The sequence below is a fragment of the Pseudomonas sp. E1MeOHC2 genome, assembly GCF_058745025.1.
Genome location: NZ_CP196675.1, coordinates 4,918,186 through 4,936,097, shown reverse-complemented (window position 1 = coordinate 4,936,097; position 17,912 = coordinate 4,918,186). Strand labels below are relative to the sequence as shown.

The 17,912-nt window shown below is 63.2% G+C and carries 13 protein-coding genes and 1 pseudogene; 7 read left to right on the top strand and 7 right to left on the bottom strand.

The genetic code is table 11. The features are described 5' to 3' along the window. Positions 1-2: 2 nt before the first annotated feature. The 5 genes from ACSSU5_RS22365 to ACSSU5_RS22345 form a co-directional block, all read right to left on the bottom strand. Positions 3-1,538: a DHA2 family efflux MFS transporter permease subunit gene (locus tag ACSSU5_RS22365; RefSeq protein ID WP_492559838.1), complete on the bottom strand. Its 1,536-nt coding sequence runs from the start codon at positions 1,536-1,538 to the stop codon at positions 3-5. Beyond that, entirely contained in the window at positions 1,535-2,728 is a 1,194-nt protein-coding gene (locus ACSSU5_RS22360; RefSeq protein WP_264313562.1) for an HlyD family secretion protein, read from the bottom strand. The genes ACSSU5_RS22365 and ACSSU5_RS22360 overlap by 4 nt, the downstream gene beginning before the upstream one ends. A gap of 30 nt (positions 2,729-2,758) precedes the next feature. Continuing rightward, positions 2,759-3,232 (bottom strand): MarR family winged helix-turn-helix transcriptional regulator, encoded by a 474-nt coding sequence (locus ACSSU5_RS22355; protein ID WP_264313563.1) that lies wholly within the window; start codon positions 3,230-3,232, stop codon positions 2,759-2,761. A 133-nt stretch (positions 3,233-3,365) separates the two neighbouring features. Beyond that, positions 3,366-3,983, bottom strand: a complete 618-nt coding sequence (locus tag ACSSU5_RS22350) for a response regulator transcription factor (protein WP_264313564.1) — start codon at positions 3,981-3,983, stop codon at positions 3,366-3,368. Positions 3,984-3,995: 12 nt separating this feature from the next. Continuing rightward, positions 3,996-5,402: a sensor histidine kinase gene (locus tag ACSSU5_RS22345; RefSeq protein ID WP_264313565.1), complete on the bottom strand. Its 1,407-nt coding sequence runs from the start codon at positions 5,400-5,402 to the stop codon at positions 3,996-3,998. A gap of 196 nt (positions 5,403-5,598) precedes the next feature. Between ACSSU5_RS22345 and ACSSU5_RS22340 the strand changes: the two genes are divergently transcribed. The 3 genes from ACSSU5_RS22340 to ACSSU5_RS22330 all read left to right on the top strand — a co-directional run bounded on the left by ACSSU5_RS22340 (position 5,599) and on the right by ACSSU5_RS22330 (position 10,248). Further along, positions 5,599-7,221: an acyl-CoA synthetase gene (locus ACSSU5_RS22340; protein WP_264313566.1), complete on the top strand. Its 1,623-nt coding sequence runs from the start codon at positions 5,599-5,601 to the stop codon at positions 7,219-7,221. Positions 7,222-7,299: 78 nt separating this feature from the next. Beyond that, positions 7,300-9,069, top strand: coding sequence for an acyl-CoA dehydrogenase C-terminal domain-containing protein (locus ACSSU5_RS22335; protein WP_492559837.1), 1,770 nt, complete (start codon positions 7,300-7,302; stop codon positions 9,067-9,069). Between the two features lie 171 nt (positions 9,070-9,240). After that, on the top strand, positions 9,241-10,248 hold the full coding sequence (locus ACSSU5_RS22330; RefSeq protein ID WP_264313568.1) for a FecR family protein: 1,008 nt from the start codon (positions 9,241-9,243) through the stop codon (positions 10,246-10,248). A gap of 4 nt (positions 10,249-10,252) precedes the next feature. Here the strand turns inward: ACSSU5_RS22330 and ACSSU5_RS22325 are convergent, their stop codons facing one another. Then, positions 10,253-11,572, bottom strand: a complete 1,320-nt coding sequence (locus tag ACSSU5_RS22325; protein ID WP_264313569.1) for a Na+/H+ antiporter family protein — start codon at positions 11,570-11,572, stop codon at positions 10,253-10,255. 186 nt (positions 11,573-11,758) lie between these two features. Here ACSSU5_RS22325 and ACSSU5_RS22320 point away from each other — a divergent pair. Beyond that, positions 11,759-13,045: pseudogene (locus ACSSU5_RS22320) on the top strand (methyl-accepting chemotaxis protein); the annotation flags it as partial. Positions 13,046-13,147: 102 nt separating this feature from the next. After that, complete coding sequence (locus ACSSU5_RS22315) at positions 13,148-13,903, top strand: methyl-accepting chemotaxis protein (RefSeq protein WP_371097434.1); 756 nt, start codon at positions 13,148-13,150, stop codon at positions 13,901-13,903. A 32-nt stretch (positions 13,904-13,935) separates the two neighbouring features. Here the strand turns inward: ACSSU5_RS22315 and ACSSU5_RS22310 are convergent, their stop codons facing one another. Beyond that, positions 13,936-15,849, bottom strand: a complete 1,914-nt coding sequence (locus ACSSU5_RS22310; RefSeq protein ID WP_264313571.1) for a S8 family serine peptidase — start codon at positions 15,847-15,849, stop codon at positions 13,936-13,938. Positions 15,850-16,023: 174 nt separating this feature from the next. On the opposite strand from ACSSU5_RS22310, the gene ACSSU5_RS22305 reads away from it, so the two are divergent. Together ACSSU5_RS22305 and ACSSU5_RS22300 are read left to right on the top strand one after the other, a co-directional pair. Then, positions 16,024-17,040, top strand: coding sequence for an ABC transporter substrate-binding protein (locus tag ACSSU5_RS22305; RefSeq protein WP_264313572.1), 1,017 nt, complete (start codon positions 16,024-16,026; stop codon positions 17,038-17,040). Further along, positions 17,037-17,885 (top strand): ABC transporter permease, encoded by an 849-nt coding sequence (locus ACSSU5_RS22300; RefSeq protein ID WP_264313573.1) that lies wholly within the window; start codon positions 17,037-17,039, stop codon positions 17,883-17,885. Before ACSSU5_RS22305 ends, ACSSU5_RS22300 begins: the two co-directional genes overlap by 4 nt. Positions 17,886-17,912: the final 27 nt, after the last annotated feature.

The following is a 17,912-nucleotide window of genomic DNA, read 5'->3' as shown; positions in this document are numbered from 1 at the left end:
GATCAATGCCCCGCTGACGCCGGCCCGGCCTTGGCCGTAAACGGCGGCCGCGCAAACCACACCAACAGAATCAACCCCGCAAACACCCAAGTCATCATCATGAAATAGTCCACCGTCGACATCATGTAAGCCTGCGCATTCAGAATCTGCTCCAGCTGCGCATAACTCTGCGAACTCGCCCCCCCAAGCTGCTCCAGCGTATGCCGAGTAGCCGGATCAAACTGGCTGATATTCTCACTAAGGTACGCATGATGCTGATCAGCCCGCCGAATCCAGATCCAGGTCGTCAACGAAGCCGCAAAACTCCCCCCCAACGTACGCAAGAACGTCGCCAGCCCCGAGCCATCGGCAATCTGATGCGGCGGCAAGTCCGAAAGCAGGATGCTCAACGTCGGCATGAAGAACAGCGCCACACCAATCCCCATGAACAACTGCACCAACGCCACATGCTGGAAGTCCACCTCACTGGTAAACCCAGCCCGCATGAAACAACTGGCCCCGATCGCCAAAAACGCCAACCCCGCCAACACCCGCAAATCGAAGCGGTGCGCGTACTTGCCAACGAAGGGCGACATGATCACCGGCAACAAGCCAATTGGCGCCACCGCCAACCCAGCCCAGGTCGCCGTATAGCCCATCTGCGTCTGCAACCATTGCGGCAGGATCAGGTTGATACCAAAGAACCCCGCATAGCCACCGACCAACACAATGGTGCCAACCCGGAAATTGCGGTGCACGAACAACCGCAGATTGACCACCGGATGCCGGTCGGTCAGCTCCCAGATCACGAAAACCGCCAGGAACACCACCGAGATCAGGCTGCCCATGATAATGAACGACGACTCGAACCAGTCCAGGTCATTGCCCTTGTCGAGCACCACCTGCAATGCCCCAACACCGACAATCAGCGTCAACAGGCCGATGTAGTCCATCGGCTGACGGCTGGTCACCACCGGTCGCGTGCGCATCTGTTGGCGTACAACAGCCGCGGCGAACAGGCCGATGGGTATGTTGATGAAAAAAATCCACGGCCAGCTGTAACTGTCGGTAATCCAGCCCCCCAGTATCGGCCCGGCAATCGGCGCCACCACCGTGACCATCGCCAAAAGCGCCAGGGCCATCCCCCGCTTGGCCGGTGGATACACAGCAATCAGCAGGGTCTGGGTCATCGGGTACAACGGCCCGGCCACCACACCCTGCAACACACGAAAGCCGACCAGCTCCGGCATCGACTGGGCGATACCGCACAGGAACGACGCCAGCACGAACAGCAAGGTGGCCCAGATGAACAACTTCACCTCACCGAAACGCCGACTCAGCCAGCCCGTCAACGGCAAGGCAATGGCGTTACTCACCGCAAACGACGTGATCACCCAGGTGCCCTGCTCGTAGCTCACCCCAAGGTTGCCGGAGATGGTCGGCAACGCCACGTTGGCGATGGTGGTATCGAGCACCTGCATGAACGTCGCCAACGACAGGCCAATGGTGGTCAGCAGCAGGCTCGGCGGTGTGAATTGGGCGGCGGCCTGGTTGCTCATCGCTGCGCCGTCTTGCCAGCTGCGCTGTTGTCGTGAATCAGCCGAGCAATCAGGTTATCGGCTTCGACCAGTTGGCGGTCATACACCTGAGTGGTGTAGCTGGCCTTTTGCGCAGGTTGCTGGGCCAGGGTCGGGCCGCTCTGGTCGTGCAGGTCGACCTCGACCAGCGTGGACAGGCCGATACGCAGCGGATGGTCCTTGAGCTGGTCAGGGCTCAGGTGAATACGCACCGGCACCCGCTGCACGATCTTGATCCAGTTGCCGGTGGCATTCTGCGCCGGCAACAGGGCGAAGGCACTGCCAGTACCCGCTCCGAGGCTGTCTACCGTGCCGCTGTACTTGACCTCGCTGCCGTACAGGTCGGCACTGATCTCCACCGGCTGGCCAATGCGCATGTCGCGCAGCTGGGTTTCCTTGAAGTTGGCATCGATCCACACCTGGTCCAGGGGGATCACCGCCATGGTCGCGGTGCCTGGCTGCAGGCGCTGGCCCAGTTGTACGGTGCGTTTGGCGACATAGCCGGTAACCGGCGCCACCAGGGTGGTGCGGGCGTTGTCGAGGTAGGCCTGACGCAGGTCGGCGGCGGCGGCCATGACTTCAGGGTGCGAAGAGACCACGGTGTCGTCGATCAGTGCGTTGCTGGTGTTGAGTTGCTGGCGGGCGTTGGTGAGGGCGCTCTGGGCGACGCTCAGGTCGTCGCGGGCATGGGAGATTTCTTCCGCTGCAATCGCCCCGCTGTCAGCCAGCACCTTGCGCCGGCTGTAGTTGTCCTGGGCTTTCTGCAACTCGGCCTGGCGCGTCTGCAACTGGGCCTTGAGCGCATCGACGTTACTGTACAGGCCACGCACCTGGCGCACCGTGCGCGCCAGCTTGGCTTCGGCGGACTGCAGTGCCACCTCGCTGTCGGACGGGTCGAACTGCAGCAGCACCTGGCCGGCATGGACCAGGTCGCCATCATCGGCACCAATGCTGGTGACCGTGCCGGTCACCAGCGGTGTGATCTCCACCACGTTGCCATTGACGTAGGCGTCATCAGTGCTCTCGTGCCAACGCCCGACCAGGGAATACCACGCCCAGGCGCCAACGCCGCCCAGTATCAGCAGCAGGAGCAAGCCGAGTAGCCAGGCCTTGCGTTTGCGCGATGGCTCGGGCGCGTCGGTGGTGGTTGTGGTGTCTGTGGGAGTGGCCATGACAATACCTTGGATAATGCGTAACAGGAATCAACGATCGCCGAAGCGGCGGATCGTCAAGGGGTCGCCAGCGCTGAGCAGCACCTTGGCCAACAAACTTTCAAGCGTCTTGAGCTCTTCAGGTTGCAGCGCGCCGCACAATTCGTTCATCGCCGCCGCGCCGATCTCAGGCAGCCGGTCCGCCAGACGCTGGCCATCGGTGGTCAGGGCCAGGCGCACCTGGCGGCGATCATCGGCACAGCGGTTGCGCAGGATCAGGCCCTTCTGTTCGAGGCGGTCGAGCATGCGGGTCATCGAACCGCTGTCCAGGCCCAGGTAGCGGCACAGCTCGGCCGGGGTGTCCACCTGGTACTGGGTGACGATGATCAACACCTTGAACTGCGCGGCGGTGACACCCTCAGATTCAAGGTGCCAGTCAAGAATGCGGTCCTTGAGGATCGCCGCGCGGCCCAGCAGCATGCCGATGGCACAGGTCTGAAAGTTCTCTGGAGAAAAATGCGCCATGGAGTCTGCCCGGGTAATTGTTTAAAAATATTACTGCCTAGGCAGTGAATGTCAAAGCTTTGATTAGGGTGCTATGCAAAATTTCATGATTCTGCATTGCCCGGATCCTTGTAGGAGCGGCCTTGTGTCGCGCCTACATCAACGCCTGCACCGCACCGCAGGCGATCGCCATACCCACCAGTTCCGCAAGGCTTCCAGCTTGCAGGCGTTTCATCACCCGTCCCCGGTACAGGTCCACGGTCTTCACGCTCACCCCGAGCCGCTCGGCGATCTCGCGGTTGCTCAGGCCTTGGGCCAACGGCACGAACACATCGCGCTCCCGCGGCGTCAAGCCATCGATGCGCGCCTGTACTTGGGCCAATGCCTGGTTGCCCTGACGCGCGCGGCCGGCGCGCTCCAGGGCCGCCTGAACACTGTCGAGCAGCAGCTGATCGCTGTAGGGTTTTTCGATAAAGTCACTGGCGCCGGCCTTGAATGCCCGCACCACGATAGGCACATCGGCATGGCCACTGACAAAGATCACCGGCAGTTCCAGGCCCCGCTCCCTCATCAACTGCTGCACTGCCAGCCCACCCAGCCCCGGCATGCGTACATCCAGCAGCACACAGGCCGGCCCGTCATCCATGCAGGCGTCCAAAAACGCCTGCCCACTGGCGAACGACAGCGCTTCCAGCCCCACCGACTGCAATAGCCAGACGGTGGAATCACGCATGCCCTGGTCGTCGTCAACCACATACACTTTCGCTTGCACCCCGACCTCCCCTTATCCCCTGCTCACCGCCAGGCGGCAGCACAGTACCAAACCGCCATGCTCGCCCGCACGCGCCCACAAACTGCCACCAAAACCTTCGATAAGGCTGCGGCTCATGCTCAAGCCCAGCCCCAGGCCGTCGGCCTTGCTGGTGGTGAACGGGGTGAAAATTTCATCCAGACGCTCGGCCGCCACGCCCGGCCCTTGGTCGGTGACCTCGACCAGCACCCCATCACCCTCGCGCACCGCGCTCAGCAGGATACGTGACGGGCCTTCGCCATGTTGCTCGCGATTGGCATCGATGGCGTTGCGCAGCAGGTTCAGCAGCACCTGCTCCAGCAACACCCGGTCGGCATACACCGCCGGCAATTGCGCACTCATGCGCAACTCGATGCTGACCTGGTCGCGCGCCGCCTCCCAGGCACACAAGCGTGTGGCTTCATTGGCCACGTCAAGCATGTCCAACGCCTGTAAGCGGCGCGGCCCTTTACGCAGGAACACACGCAGCCGACGGATCACCTGCGCGGCGTGCGTTGCCTGTTCGGTGATGCGTTGCAACCCTTGCCCGACCCGTTCGCGTGCCTGCGGGTCGCGCTCCAGGGCCTGCAGGTAACGTTGGCTGGCATTGGCATAGTTGACCACCGCCGCCAATGGCTGGTTGATCTCGTGGGCGATGCCTGATGCCAGCTCGCCCAGGGTGACAAGCCGGGCACTGTGGGCCAGGCTCTCCTGGGCCTCGATGCGCAAGGTGATATCCCGGGAAACACTGACGATCTCCACCACCGCCCCCGTGTAGGTTTCGCGGATGGCGCGGCTGGCAATCTCGAACCAGCGGTAGCCACCCGCTGCCTGGCGCACCCGGCAGGTCATGGTGTGGTAGCCGTCCTGGTCCAGCGCGGCGGCAGCCTGGGCCAGCACCTGGCGGCGCTCGCGCGGGTGCAGCAGGGTTCGTACGGCCATGCCCCGCAGCTGCTCGGGCCACAGGCCCAACAGGCGGAACGCCGCCGGTGAGGCGTCGAGAAAGCGGCCATCGGGGCTGTGCCGGGAGATCAGGTCGGTGGTGTTCTCGATGATCAGCCGGTAAAGGCGCCGGGCGCGGCTGGCTTCACGCGCACCCTGGCGCTCGGCGCTGGCGTCACGGCAGCGACCAAGCACCTGCTGGCCCTGGTCGTCGGGGATGAACGTCCACAGCACGATGCGCTCGCCAACCTGCACTTCCACATCGGCAATTGCCCGGTGCTGTCGCAAACAGGCGCGCACCAGTGCCGCGCAGTTGGCCGGTAGCCAGCACGCCAGCGCCGGGCCTTCCTGCATCAAGGCCTGCAAGGCCGGATTGGTGGCCAGCGGCTTGGCATCGGCGGCCAACAGCAGGCTGGGCTGCGGGTCTTTGGCGAGCAAGGGAGACACTGTCTTGTCCACGTTATGTGACTCGTTGTTATAGTAGTTTTACTATATTGCTATAGTCGATATTCCATCTACCATAGCGACTCGCGTAAAACTGCGACAGGGGAAAAGCGGCCAACCGTACGCCTTCCCACACCCTGAACAGAGCTAACAATCAGCCATCGGGGGCCAAGCGCACAGGCTGCGCCTGCCTCCCCTACAGGATTACCGCATGTCGATCTATGCCCAGGGCCTGATGCCCGCTGCCGTCAACCATGTCGCCCTCACCCCGCTGAGTTTCATCGAACGCACCGCTGCCGTGTACGGCAACTATCCGGCTGTTATCCACGGTGCCATCCGCCGCAACTGGCAAGAAACCTACCAGCGCTGCCGGCGCCTGGCCAGCGCCTTGGTGGGGCGCGGTATTGGCCGTGGCGACACGGTAGCGGTCATGCTGCCCAACACCCCGGCCATGCTCGAAGCGCACTTCGGCGTGCCCATGACCGGCGCGGTGCTCAACACCCTCAACGTTCGCCTGGACGCCGAGGCCATTGCCTTCATGCTGCAACACGGCGAGGCCAAGGTGCTGATCACCGACCGCGAGTTCCACCCGGTGATCGAAGCCGCCCTGGGCTTGCTCGAACACCCGCCACTGGTAGTCGATGTCGATGACCCGGAATACGGCGAAGGCCGTGCGGTCAGCGAGCTTGACTATGAAGCCTTGCTGGCCGAGGGCGACCCGGAATATGCCTGGGAGTGGCCCGATGACGAATGGCAGGCCATCTCGCTCAATTACACCTCCGGCACCACCGGCAACCCCAAGGGCGTGGTCTATCACCATCGCGGCGCCTACCTCAACGCACTGGGCAACCAGATGACCTGGGCCATGGGCCACCGCCCGGTGTACCTGTGGACCTTGCCGATGTTCCACTGCAACGGCTGGTGCTACCCCTGGACCATCACCGCCCTGGCGGGCACCCACGTGTTCCTGCGCCGGGTCGATCCGCAGAAGATCCTCACCCTGATCCGCGAACACCGGGTCACCCACCTGTGCGGCGCGCCCATCGTGCTCAACGCTTTGGTCAACATGCCTGAAGCCGCCAAGGCCGCCATCGAGCACCCGGTGCAGGCGATGGTCGCAGGCGCCGCGCCACCGGCCAAGGTGATCGGCGCGGTGGAAGAAATGGGCATTCAGGTGACCCACACCTACGGCCTGACCGAGGTTTACGGCCCGGTGACGGTATGCGCCTGGCATGAGGAATGGGACGCGCTGCCGCTTGAAGAGCGCGCACGCATCAAGTCCCGCCAAGGCGTACGTTACCCGACCCTCGACGGCCTGATGGTCGCCGACCCGCAAACCCTCGCCCCGGTGCCGCGCGACGGCAACACCCTGGGCGAGATCTTCATGCGCGGCAACACGGTGATGAAGGGCTACCTGAAAAACCCTGAAGCCACGGCCGAAGCCTTCCGCGGTGGCTGGTTCCACACCGGCGACCTGGCGGTATGGCATGCCGATGGCTATGTCGAAATCAAGGACCGGCTCAAGGACATCATCATCTCCGGTGGCGAGAACATTTCCACCATCGAAGTCGAGGACGCCCTCTACAAGCACCCCGCCGTTCTGGAGGCGGCCGTGGTGGCACGCCCCGACGAAAAATGGGGCGAAACGCCCTGCGCCTTCGTTGCTCTCAAGCCAGGCCGGGAAGACACCCGCGAGGCCGACATCACCAGCTGGTGCCGTGATCACCTGGCTGGTTTCAAAGTGCCCAAGACCGTGATTTTCGGCGAGCTGCCGAAAACCTCCACCGGCAAGATCCAGAAATACCTGCTGCGTGACCGGGCAAAAGCCCTCTGATGATTCAGTGGCCTCATCGCCGGCAGACCGGTGCTGAGGCCAGCACAGCCTTCTATTTGCACCCTTACCGAGCCCCTGATGACCGACTACATCGCCCCCCTGCGCGACATGCGCTTCGTCCTGCATGACGTTTTCAATGCCCCTGCCCTGTGGGCACGCCTTCCGGCCCTGACCGAGCGCATCGACGCCGACACCGCCGACGCCATTCTCGAAGAAGCGGCCAAAGTCACCGCCCACCTGATCGCCCCGCTCAGCCGCAACGGTGACGAGCAAGGTGTGCACTTCGAGGCCGGCCAGGTCACCACCCCGGATGGTTTCCGCGACGCCTGGCGCACCTACCGGGAAGGCGGTTGGGTCGGTTTGGGGGGCAATCCAGAACATGGCGGCATGGGCATGCCGAAAATGCTGGGTGTGCTGTTCGAAGAAATGCTCTATGCCGCCGACTGCAGTTTCAGCCTGTATTCGGCCTTGAGTGCCGGCAGTTGTCTGGCCATCGACGCCCACGCCAGCGAACCCCTCAAGGCCACCTACCTGCCACCGCTCTATGAAGGCCGCTGGGCCGGCACCATGTGCCTGACCGAACCCCACGCCGGCACTGACCTGGGGTTGATCCGCACCCGTGCAGAACCCCAGGCCGACGGCAGTTACCGCATCAGTGGCAGCAAGATCTTCATCACCGGCGGCGAGCAGGACCTGACCGAGAACATTGTCCACCTGGTACTGGCCAAATTGCCGGATGCACCAGCGGGCGCCAAAGGTATCTCGCTGTTCCTGGTGCCCAAGTACCGGGTCAATGCCGATGGCAGCCTGGGTGAGCGCAACGCTGCGCAATGCGGGTCGATCGAGCACAAGATGGGCATCAAGGCGTCGGCCACCTGCGTGATGAACTTCGATGGCGCCATCGGCCACCTGGTGGGCGACGCGAACAAGGGCCTGGCGGCCATGTTCACCATGATGAACTACGAGCGGTTGTCCATCGGCATCCAGGGCATTGGCTGCGCCGAAGCGTCGTACCAGAGCGCCGCACGCTACGCCAACGAACGCCTGCAGAGCCGCGCCGCTACTGGCCCACAGGCGAAGGACAAGATGGCCGACCCGATCATCGAGCATGGCGATGTGCGGCGCATGCTGCTGACCATGCGCACACTCACCGAGGGTGGCCGGGCATTCGCCGCCTACGTGGGGCAACAACTGGACCTGGCCCGCTATGCCGAGGATATTGGCGAGCGTGAACATGCCCAGCGCCTGGTGGCGCTGCTCACGCCCGTGGCCAAGGCCTTTTTCACCGACAACGGCCTGGAAAGCTGTGTACTTGGCCAGCAGGTATATGGCGGCCATGGTTACATCCGCGAATGGGGCCAGGAGCAGCGTGTGCGCGACGTACGCATCGCGCAGATCTACGAAGGCACCAACGGTATCCAGGCCCTCGACCTGCTCGGGCGCAAGGTACTGGCCGACGGTGGGCAGGCCTTGGCCAGCTTCACCGCCGAGGTGCGGACCTTCAGCGTTGCCGCGCCACTGCATCGCGAAGCGCTGCAAGCCAGCGTTGCACGCCTGGAGGCGACCAGCGCGTGGTTGCGGGCACGGGCACGTGAAGACGCCAACCTGGTCAGCAGCGTGGCGGTGGAATACCTGCACCTGTTTGGCCTTACCGCCTATGCCTACATGTGGGCGCGCATGGCAGGCGTGGCGCAGGCCAAGCATGAAGAGGACCCCACCTTCCATGGCGCGAAGCTGGCCTGTGCCGAGTTCTTCTTCCAACGTGTGCTGCCACGCAGCCTGGGCCTGGAGGCCAGCATCCGTGCAGGCAGCGCGAGCCTCTATGGGATGACCACGGAACAATTCTGAACGGCCCTGGGGGTGCACAGCGCCCCCAGACATTGCCCGCGAGGGGTTCTCAAACGCTGAAATTCCATTGCAAATCCGACGAAAAACCGGCACAACTGATAGTCATTCGCCATTACCTCGGTTCTCGGGAACCCTCTTGCAAGGGTAGAATGCGCAAAACCCGGAGCCGCAATGAACCACGACCGCCTCAATCCCAGCCCAGACGATGCCATTACCGACGCCGCCGCGCATTGGTGCATGCGCCTGCACGCCGAAGATTGCACGGCGGCAGAACGCGAGGCATTTGCCCGCTGGCTGGCGGCTGACCCACGGCACGCCGAGGAATACCACGCGATGCTGGAGATCTGGCAGACCGCCGACCTGCTGCCGCGCAACGCGACCGTGATCGATTTCAACCCGCCCGCGCAACAAACCACGCGCGTACGCCATTGGCGCCCATTGGCCTCCGCTGCAGCCATCGCCCTGGCTGTATTGCCTTTGGCAGGCTGGGTGGGCTGGGAACAAGGTTGGCTGCCCAACCATTATCAACACTTCGAAGCCAGCGACCGGATGCAAACGGTGGAGCTGAGCGACGGCAGCACGGTGCAGCTCAACCTCAACACCGAGCTGACCTATCTGAATTACAAAGACCAACGCCAGGTCACCCTCAAGCGCGGCGAGGCGTTTTTCAAGGTACGGCACGACAGCGCCCACCCATTTATCGTCCACGCAGGCCGCGGCCAGACCCGGGTAACCGGCACCCAGTTCAACGTCTGGAAGTATCAGGATCAGGTCAAGGTCACGCTGGTGGAAGGTTCGGTGCTGGTCACCAGCGACGGCAGCGCTGGCGGCTATCGCCTCGGCCCAGGGATGCAGGCCAGCTATCACAAGGGTGATTTCGAGCCGCAACTGGCGCAGAGCGACGATTACAGCAACACCCTGGCCTGGCGCAGTGGCAAGCTGGTGCTCGACAACCTGAGCCTGGAGCAGGCCCTGCCGGTGATCAACCGCTACCTCGACGCCCCGCTGCTGCTGGCCGATGCCAGCACCGGCCGGATCCGCATCAGCGGCATCTACAACACCCGTGAAGTCGGGCGCCTGGTCAACAACCTGCCCAAGGTGCTGCCGGTCTACCTGACCCGCAGCAAGGACGGCAGCACCGTCCTCAACAGGATCTCGCCGCCACCCGACAAGGGCTGACGCCTTACAGCGTCATCGCCGCCAACCAGCCGAACGCCAGCAGCGGCAGGTTGTAGTGGATGAAGGTCGGGACCACGGTGTCCCAGATATGGTGGTGCTGGCCATCCACGTTCAGGCCTGAGGTTGGCCCCAAGGTCGAGTCCGATGCTGGCGAACCCGCATCCCCCAGCGCCCCTGCAGTGCCGACGATGCACACCGTGGCCAGGGGATCGAAGCCCAGCTGCACGCACAGCGGCACGAAGATCGCGGCCAGGATCGGTACGGTGGAGAACGACGAACCGATCCCCATGGTCACCAGCAAGCCGACCAGCAGCATCAGCAAAGCGCCGACACCCTTGCTGTGGTCGATCCACTGCGCCGAAGCCTCGACCAGGCTCTTGACCTCGCCCGTGGCCTTCATCACATCGGCAAAACCGGACGCGGCAATCATGATGAAGCCGATCATGGCCATCATCTTCATGCCTTCGGTGAACAGGTCGTCGGTGTCTTTCCAGCGCACGATGCCCGACAACGAGAAGATCAGGAACCCGACCATGGCGCCGATGATCATCGAGTCCAGCAACAGCTGGACGATGAATGCCGCAGCAATCGCAAGGCCCGCGACCATCAGGGTCAACGGGTTGTATTGCACGCTGACCTGCTCGACCTGCTCGATCCGCGCCAGGTCGTAGTCGCGCTTCTTGCGGTAGCTGAAGAACACCGCCAACAACAGGCCGGCAAGCATGCCTGCGGCCGGAATGGCCATGGCATGGGTGACATTGACGCCGCTCACATCGACCCCGGCACGGGCGACGTTGGCCAGCAGGATCTCGTTGAGGAAGATGTTGCCAAAACCCACCGGCAGGAACATGTACGGCGTGATCAGGCCAAAGGTGATCACGCAGGCGATCAGCCGACGGTCGATGCGCAAACGCGTGAGCACATACAACAGCGGCGGCACCAGCAACGGAATGAACGCGATGTGAATGGGCAGGATGTTCTGCGACGACACCGCCACCACCAGCATCAGGCCGATCATCATCCATTTGACCTTGCCACCATTGGCATGGCCCTGGCGATCGATCATGGCCAAGGCGCGATCGGCCAAGGCGTGCGCCAGCCCAGACTTGGCGATGGCCACGGCAAACGCCCCCAGCAACGCATACGACAACGCCACCGTGGCCCCGCCGCCCAGCCCGCCATTGAAGGCCTTGAGCGTACCTTCGATGCCCAGCCCACCGACCAGGCCGCCGACCAGGGCGCCAATGATCAGGGCGATGACCACGTGTACCCGCGACAGGCTGAGTATCAGCATGATGCCGACCGCGGCGATCACTGCATTCATGGTTGGCTTACCTCATTAGGACAGAAAAAAGCGCGAACTCTGCAGCAGTGGGCGGCAGATGTCAAAAGCGCCATGTCGCGGCGCATTACCCAGCACGCCCAGAATTTAAATTGAACGTTTGAATAAAGAAAAATACGTGATGGCCGACACAGTCGACAGCCAGAACTATTACAAGGGATTCGCCCCATGCCTTTGCGACAACTTTCCATCCAGTGGAAGATCACCCTGCTCGCCGGTCTCTGCCTGGCCGGCATCGTCACCCTGCTCGTCGGCCTTTCGCTGTACCGCATGGAGCACAGTTCGGACCTGGTCAAGGCAAGCAGCATGCAGATGCTCACCGACGCGGCCCAGGGGCGCGTCGAGTCGCAAGGTGAAGTACAGGCGTTGAACATTCGCCGTCAGTTCATGGATGCCTACCAATACGGCGCCGGCTTCGCCCGCCAGGTGCTGTTCCTGCGCGAGCAGGCAGAAAAGCGCTTTCTCGACGCCTACGACCTGCGCGAGGACATGACCCGCCAGGTGCGTGCCGCGCTGCAGGCCAACCCTGACCTGCTCGGCTTGTCGCTGGTGTTCGAACCCAATGCCCTGGACAACAAGGACAGCCTGTTCACCGCCAAGCCGGAGCTGGGCAGCAACGAAACCGGGCGTTTCGCGCTGTACTGGTCGCAACCCCGCGCCGGCGAACTAACCGCCATGGCCCTGCCCGAACATGACATGGCCAACACCGAAATCGGCCCCAGCGGCCAGCCGGCCAATACCTGGTGGGTATGCCCACGCAGCACGGGCAAGGTCTGCGTGGTGGAGCCCTACTTCTATGACATCGATGGCCAGCGCGTGCTGATGACCAGCATCGTTTTCCCCTTGGCCGTCAACGGCAAGGTGATCGCTACGCTGTCCATCGACATCAACCTCAACAGCCTGCAGGCCTTGACCCAGAACGCCAGCCGCAGCCTCTACGAAGGCCGTACCACTGTCGGCATTCTCAGCCCTGTGGGGCTGCTGGCCGGTTACAGCGCCGATGCCGGCAAGCTGGCCCAGCGCTTTGACCAGGTGGACACCGCCAAGGGCGCCGAACTGGTACGCAAACTGGCCGAGGGCAAGCTGAGCATCCTCCACGACCAGCAGCGCCTCAAGGTGCTTGCCGCCTTCGAACCGATCCCCGGCGCCCAACCCTGGGGCGTGTTGCTGGATGTGCCGGAAAACGCCCTGACCGGGCCTGCCGAAACGCTGAAACAGGAACTCGATGCCCTGAACACCAGCGGCACCTTGCTGGAACTGGGCCTGGGCCTGGCCGCCGCTATCGCTGGCCTGCTGCTGGTGTGGCTGATGGCGCGTGGTGTCACCCGGCCGATACTGGGCGTGGCGGCGATGCTCAAGGACATCGCCAGTGGCGAGGGTGACCTGACCCGCCGTCTGACCTACCAGAAGCAGGACGAGTTGGGCGAACTGGCCGGCTGGTTCAACCGTTTCCTCGACAAGCTGCAACCCACCATTGCCGAGGTCAAACGTTCGGTGCAGGCCGCCCGTGGCACCGCCGACCAGTCCTCGGCGATCGCGAGCGAAACCAGCGCCGGCATGGAGCAGCAGTACCGTCAGGTCGACCAGGTTGCCACCGCCTCCCACGAGATGAGCGCCACCGCCCAGGACGTTGCCCGCAGCGCCGCCCAGGCCGCGCAGGCGGCCCGAGAGGCCGACCAGGCCACCCGTGAAGGCTTGGCCGTGATCGACCGCACCACCCACAGCATCGACGCCCTGGCCGCCGACATGAACAACGCCATGGCCGAAGTCGAAGGCCTGGCGCAGAACAGCGAGAAGATCGGCTCGGTGCTGGAAGTGATCCGCTCGATCGCCGAACAGACCAACCTCTTGGCACTCAACGCCGCGATCGAAGCCGCCCGCGCCGGTGAAGCCGGGCGTGGCTTTGCCGTGGTCGCCGACGAAGTGCGCAACCTCGCCCGGCGCACCCAGGAGTCGGTGGAAGAGACCCGCCAGGTGATCGAAGCGTTGCAGGCCGGTACCCGCGAAGTGGTCGGCGCCATGGACAACAGCCACCGCCAGGCCCAGGGCGGCGTGGAGCAGGTCGGCCAGGCCGTCACTGCGCTGCAGCGCATCGGCCAGGCGGTGACGGTGATTACCGACATGAACCTGCAGATCGCCTCGGCCGCCGAGGAGCAAAGCGCGGTGGCCGAGGAAATCAACAGCAACGTCGCGACGATCCGCGATGTCACCGAATCGCTGTCGGGGCAAGCCAACGAATCGGCACGGGTCAGCCAGTCGCTCAACAGCCTGGCCAATCAGCAACAGGCGCTGATGGATCAGTTCCGCGTCTAAGGCTATTGAGGCCGGTGCTTGCCGGCCTCTGCTCAGGCTTCGAACCTGCCACCACCGAGGATCCGGTCAAGCAGCCTCAAGGCAGCCTCCACGTTGGGCCTGCCCCCCATCGGCAGTACCTCGGAGCCTGGCAACGTAGCATCGCGATAGCCAGACGCCATGACCAGCAGGTGCATCTGATTACCGTTGAGGTAAATGTGATGCTGCTCCATGGCATAGGACTGGATCAGGCTCAATGCCCCCGTCACCATAGGGGTCGCGCTTGAGGTACCGGCGTAGTTCTGCGAGTAATCCCTGTTGTCACCGGGCAGGTCTTGCAGGTCGCCTCTGGACAGGGTCACCACACTGTCGCCCCAGGCATTGAGCATGCGATAACGGTACTTGGCATTGGAGTAAACGTGCGGTTTGCCATCGAACGACTGGCATGCACCAATCAGAATGACGCCAGCGTCACCATGGTCGTCGAAGTACGGCCAGTGGCCCAGGTCAACACCCTGGTTCGCCTGGGTCCCCTGTTGCTCAGACGTCTTGCTGCTGCCATTGGCAGCTGCGTTGACCACCACCGCGCCACGCTGGGTCAGTTCCTGCATGACGATCCACCAGGCCTTGTCGTGCAAGGATGGCAGCATCGTACTCAGCACCTCCAGGTGCGCAGTCTGGCGATTGACGCCGACGATGTCCCCAGGCTCTACCGTGAGCAGGAGGTCTTTGAGCACTTGATAGTTGCCTTGGGCATCCATCGAGCGGTTGTTGTACAGGTACAACTCGCTGTCGTGACTGATGCCGGTGGCCCCGATGCCATTGCGCGTCGCCAGCATGACCCCCACCGACGCGGTGCCATGTTTGGGGTCGTGGTTTGGCTTGAGCGAGACGATCTTCAGGCGGGGGTTGTCACGCAGGTCTTCATGCTCTGGGAATAATCCGCCGTCAGTGAAGTGGATGCGTGCACCCTTGCCGGTCACCTGCCCCGCCCAGGCCTTGCGAATGTTCAGGCCTTGCCACCTGGGGCCGGGTTCGTCGAGGTAGGTTTGTCTGGGCTCGAAGTCGGGCGTCGGCTGAGCATTTTCAAAAGCCTTGCTGCCGGCCACCGCTGCACCGGTCAACAAGGCCGCCAACACCGCCGCCACACCTAGCAGCACGGGATTGGGTGGGGAGCATGTCTGCTGGAAGTGCATGGATTCCACATACTCCAGCGCTGCCAGGGTCTTGAGCAATGCAACGTACGTGTCATTAAGCATGCTCGCGGGTTGCTCCAGATAGCCGTAATCGCGCAAGGCCCCGAGCCTGTCGTCCGCCTGTTCCTGGGGGTTGAGCACTGGGTGAGGTGCAATCACTGCCTTGAGGTTCGGCCAATAGCGAACCAGCACCGACCCCGAGTCAGGCTCCAGATCCGCAAGCAAGCGCTCGAAGCCACCGGCACTGAACGCAATAAGCAATGTTGGGTATGAGGTACCTGGGGCTAATGTCGGAAATAATCGCGACACCGGATCATGTGGCGTGGGTGCGCTTCCCCTTTGCTCCACGTCCCGCTTGCGGCGCCCAGCTGCTGACGGCAACGGTACCTTGTCGAGCAGGCTTCTGTTTAGCTCCTCTGCCTTGATATCCAGCAACAAAGGGGGCATGTCGATGAACCCGGCAGCGCCAACAGGCCGGTTCATGGCCCGCGCATGTTTATCCAGCAGCACGACTCTGGGCCGAATGGCGTAAACCCCCGCAGCCTCTTCGGCTACTAGCAAGGCCGGGCATCCGTGATCCCTTACGCGGCCACTGCGCACTTGTGACTGAACTGAAACGCCTTGGAACGATACCGGGCCGCCTGGCCCGTCGCGCTCGAGTTCGTAACGAATGTGATCGACCTTGTGCAGGTCTGCACCGATGCAACGAACGTGAAGTTTTCCATCGAAACGGAAGTTGCGGTAATAGACGAAATCCAGATCCAGGCTCATCAGGGATGCCTCGCGTAGTGGGCAGAATGCGCTTGCCGAAATGGCAAGGCGCACTCTTGCAAGCGCAAACCTCAAGACGCAGAGAGAGCACCTTCCCTGGCTGGCCCAGCAGGGGCTGCAGAGCGGTCGTCTACACTTGCCGGCACTCACACAGCGGCTACCGAGAAGGCCCCGATGAAGAAAATCTCAACCTTGCTGGCCGGCCTGGTGCTCGCAGTTGGCTTGACCAGCACCGACAGCGCCGCCTCGGCAGAGCAGCGCGCGCCCATTCACTTTGGCGCAATTGGCTGGGAAAGCGGTGCGCTGACCACCGAAATACTGCGGCTGATCGTCGAGCGCGGTTACGGCTACCCCACCGACACCTTGCCTGGCAGCACCGTGAGCATGGAAGTGGCGTTGGCACGCAACGACCTGCAGGTGATCGCCGAGGAATGGGCCGGGCGCAGCCCCGCGTGGATCAAGGCCGAACAGGCCGGGCAGGTGTTCGCCCTTGGCGATACGGTCAAGCACGCCGAAGAAGGCTGGTGGGTGCCGGCTTACGTGATCCAGGGCGACCCTTCGCGTAACCTCAAGGCCCTGGCACCGGACCTGCGCAGTGTCGAAGACCTCAAGCGCTATCCGCAGGTGTTCCGCGACCCTGAATCTCCTGACAAAGGGCGCTTTCTCAACAGCCCCAGTGGCTGGACCTCCGAGACGGTCAACAGCCAGAAACTCAAGGCCTACGGACTGAGCGATAGCTACACCAACTTTCGCAGTGGTTCTGGCGCGGCATTGGACGCCGAGATCAGTTCTGCCATCCGCCGCGGCCAACCGGTGTTGTTCTATTACTGGAACCCGACCCCGCTGATGGGGCGCTACAAACTCATACGCCTAGAAGAGCCGCCCTTCAATGCCCAGGCCTGGGCCTCCCTGACCGATGCCAGCAACCCCAACCCGCAAGGTAGCCAGTCACTGCCAGCCAAATTGTCGATTGGTGTCTCCAAGGCGTTCCGCGAGGGCTACCCGGACGTGGTGGCGGTGTTCGAGAAAGTCGACCTGCCGATTGATCGCCTCAACCGCGCCCTCGCCGAAATGAGCGAACAGCGCACACCCCCCAGCGAGGCTGCCCTCACCTTCCTGCGTGACAACCCTGATGTGTGGAAGGCCTGGTTGCCCGCAGAGGTAGCGGCTAAGGTCGAGAGCAGCCTATGAGCGGCGGCTTTCCCGAAGCCCTGCAATTTTCCTTCGCTGAGCGCGTCAACCAGTTGGTCGACTGGCTGGTGCTGAACTACGGCGACCACCTGCGCAACGTCTCGGACCAGTTGCTGCAACTGCTGGTAGGCCTGGAAAACCTGCTGCGCCTGCTGCCTTGGTGGGCGCTGTTGCTGCTGGTCGGGCTGCTCGCCTGGCATGCCAGCCGCAGCGTGCTGCGCAGCGTGACGATGGTTGCACTGCTGGCCTTGATCGGCATGCTCGGGCTGTGGGACAAGCTGCTGCAAACCCTGGCCCTGGTACTGGTCAGCACCGGCCTGTGCGTGCTGGTCGGGGTGCCGCTGGGCATCTTGCTGGCCTCGCGCCCGCTGGCCAGGCGGTTGTTGATGCCGGTGCTGGACGTGATGCAGACACTCCCAGCATTCGTCTACCTGATCCCGGTGCTCATGCTGTTCGGCCTGGGCAAGGTACCGGCGGTGTTCGCCACCCTGATCTACGCCTTGCCGCCGCTGGTGCGGCTGACCGAGCTGGGCTTGCGGCAGATCGACCCATCGTTGCTGCAGGCAGCCCATGGCCTGGGCGCCAGCCGCTGGCAACGGCTGCGGCGCATCGCCTTGCCACTGGCCCTGCCAAGCATCATGGCCGGCCTTAACCAGTCTGTGATGATGGCGTTGTCGATGGTGGTGGTGGCCTCGATGATCGGCGCGCGAGGGCTGGGAGAGGATGTCTTGGCGGGCATCCAGACCTTGAATGTGGGCCAGGGCGTTGAAGCGGGGTTGGCGATCGTGGCGCTGGCCATGGTGATTGATCGCATCAGCCAGGCCTATGGGCGCACGGGGCGCTGAGTGCGCTACATGCGCGCTTGCCGGCAA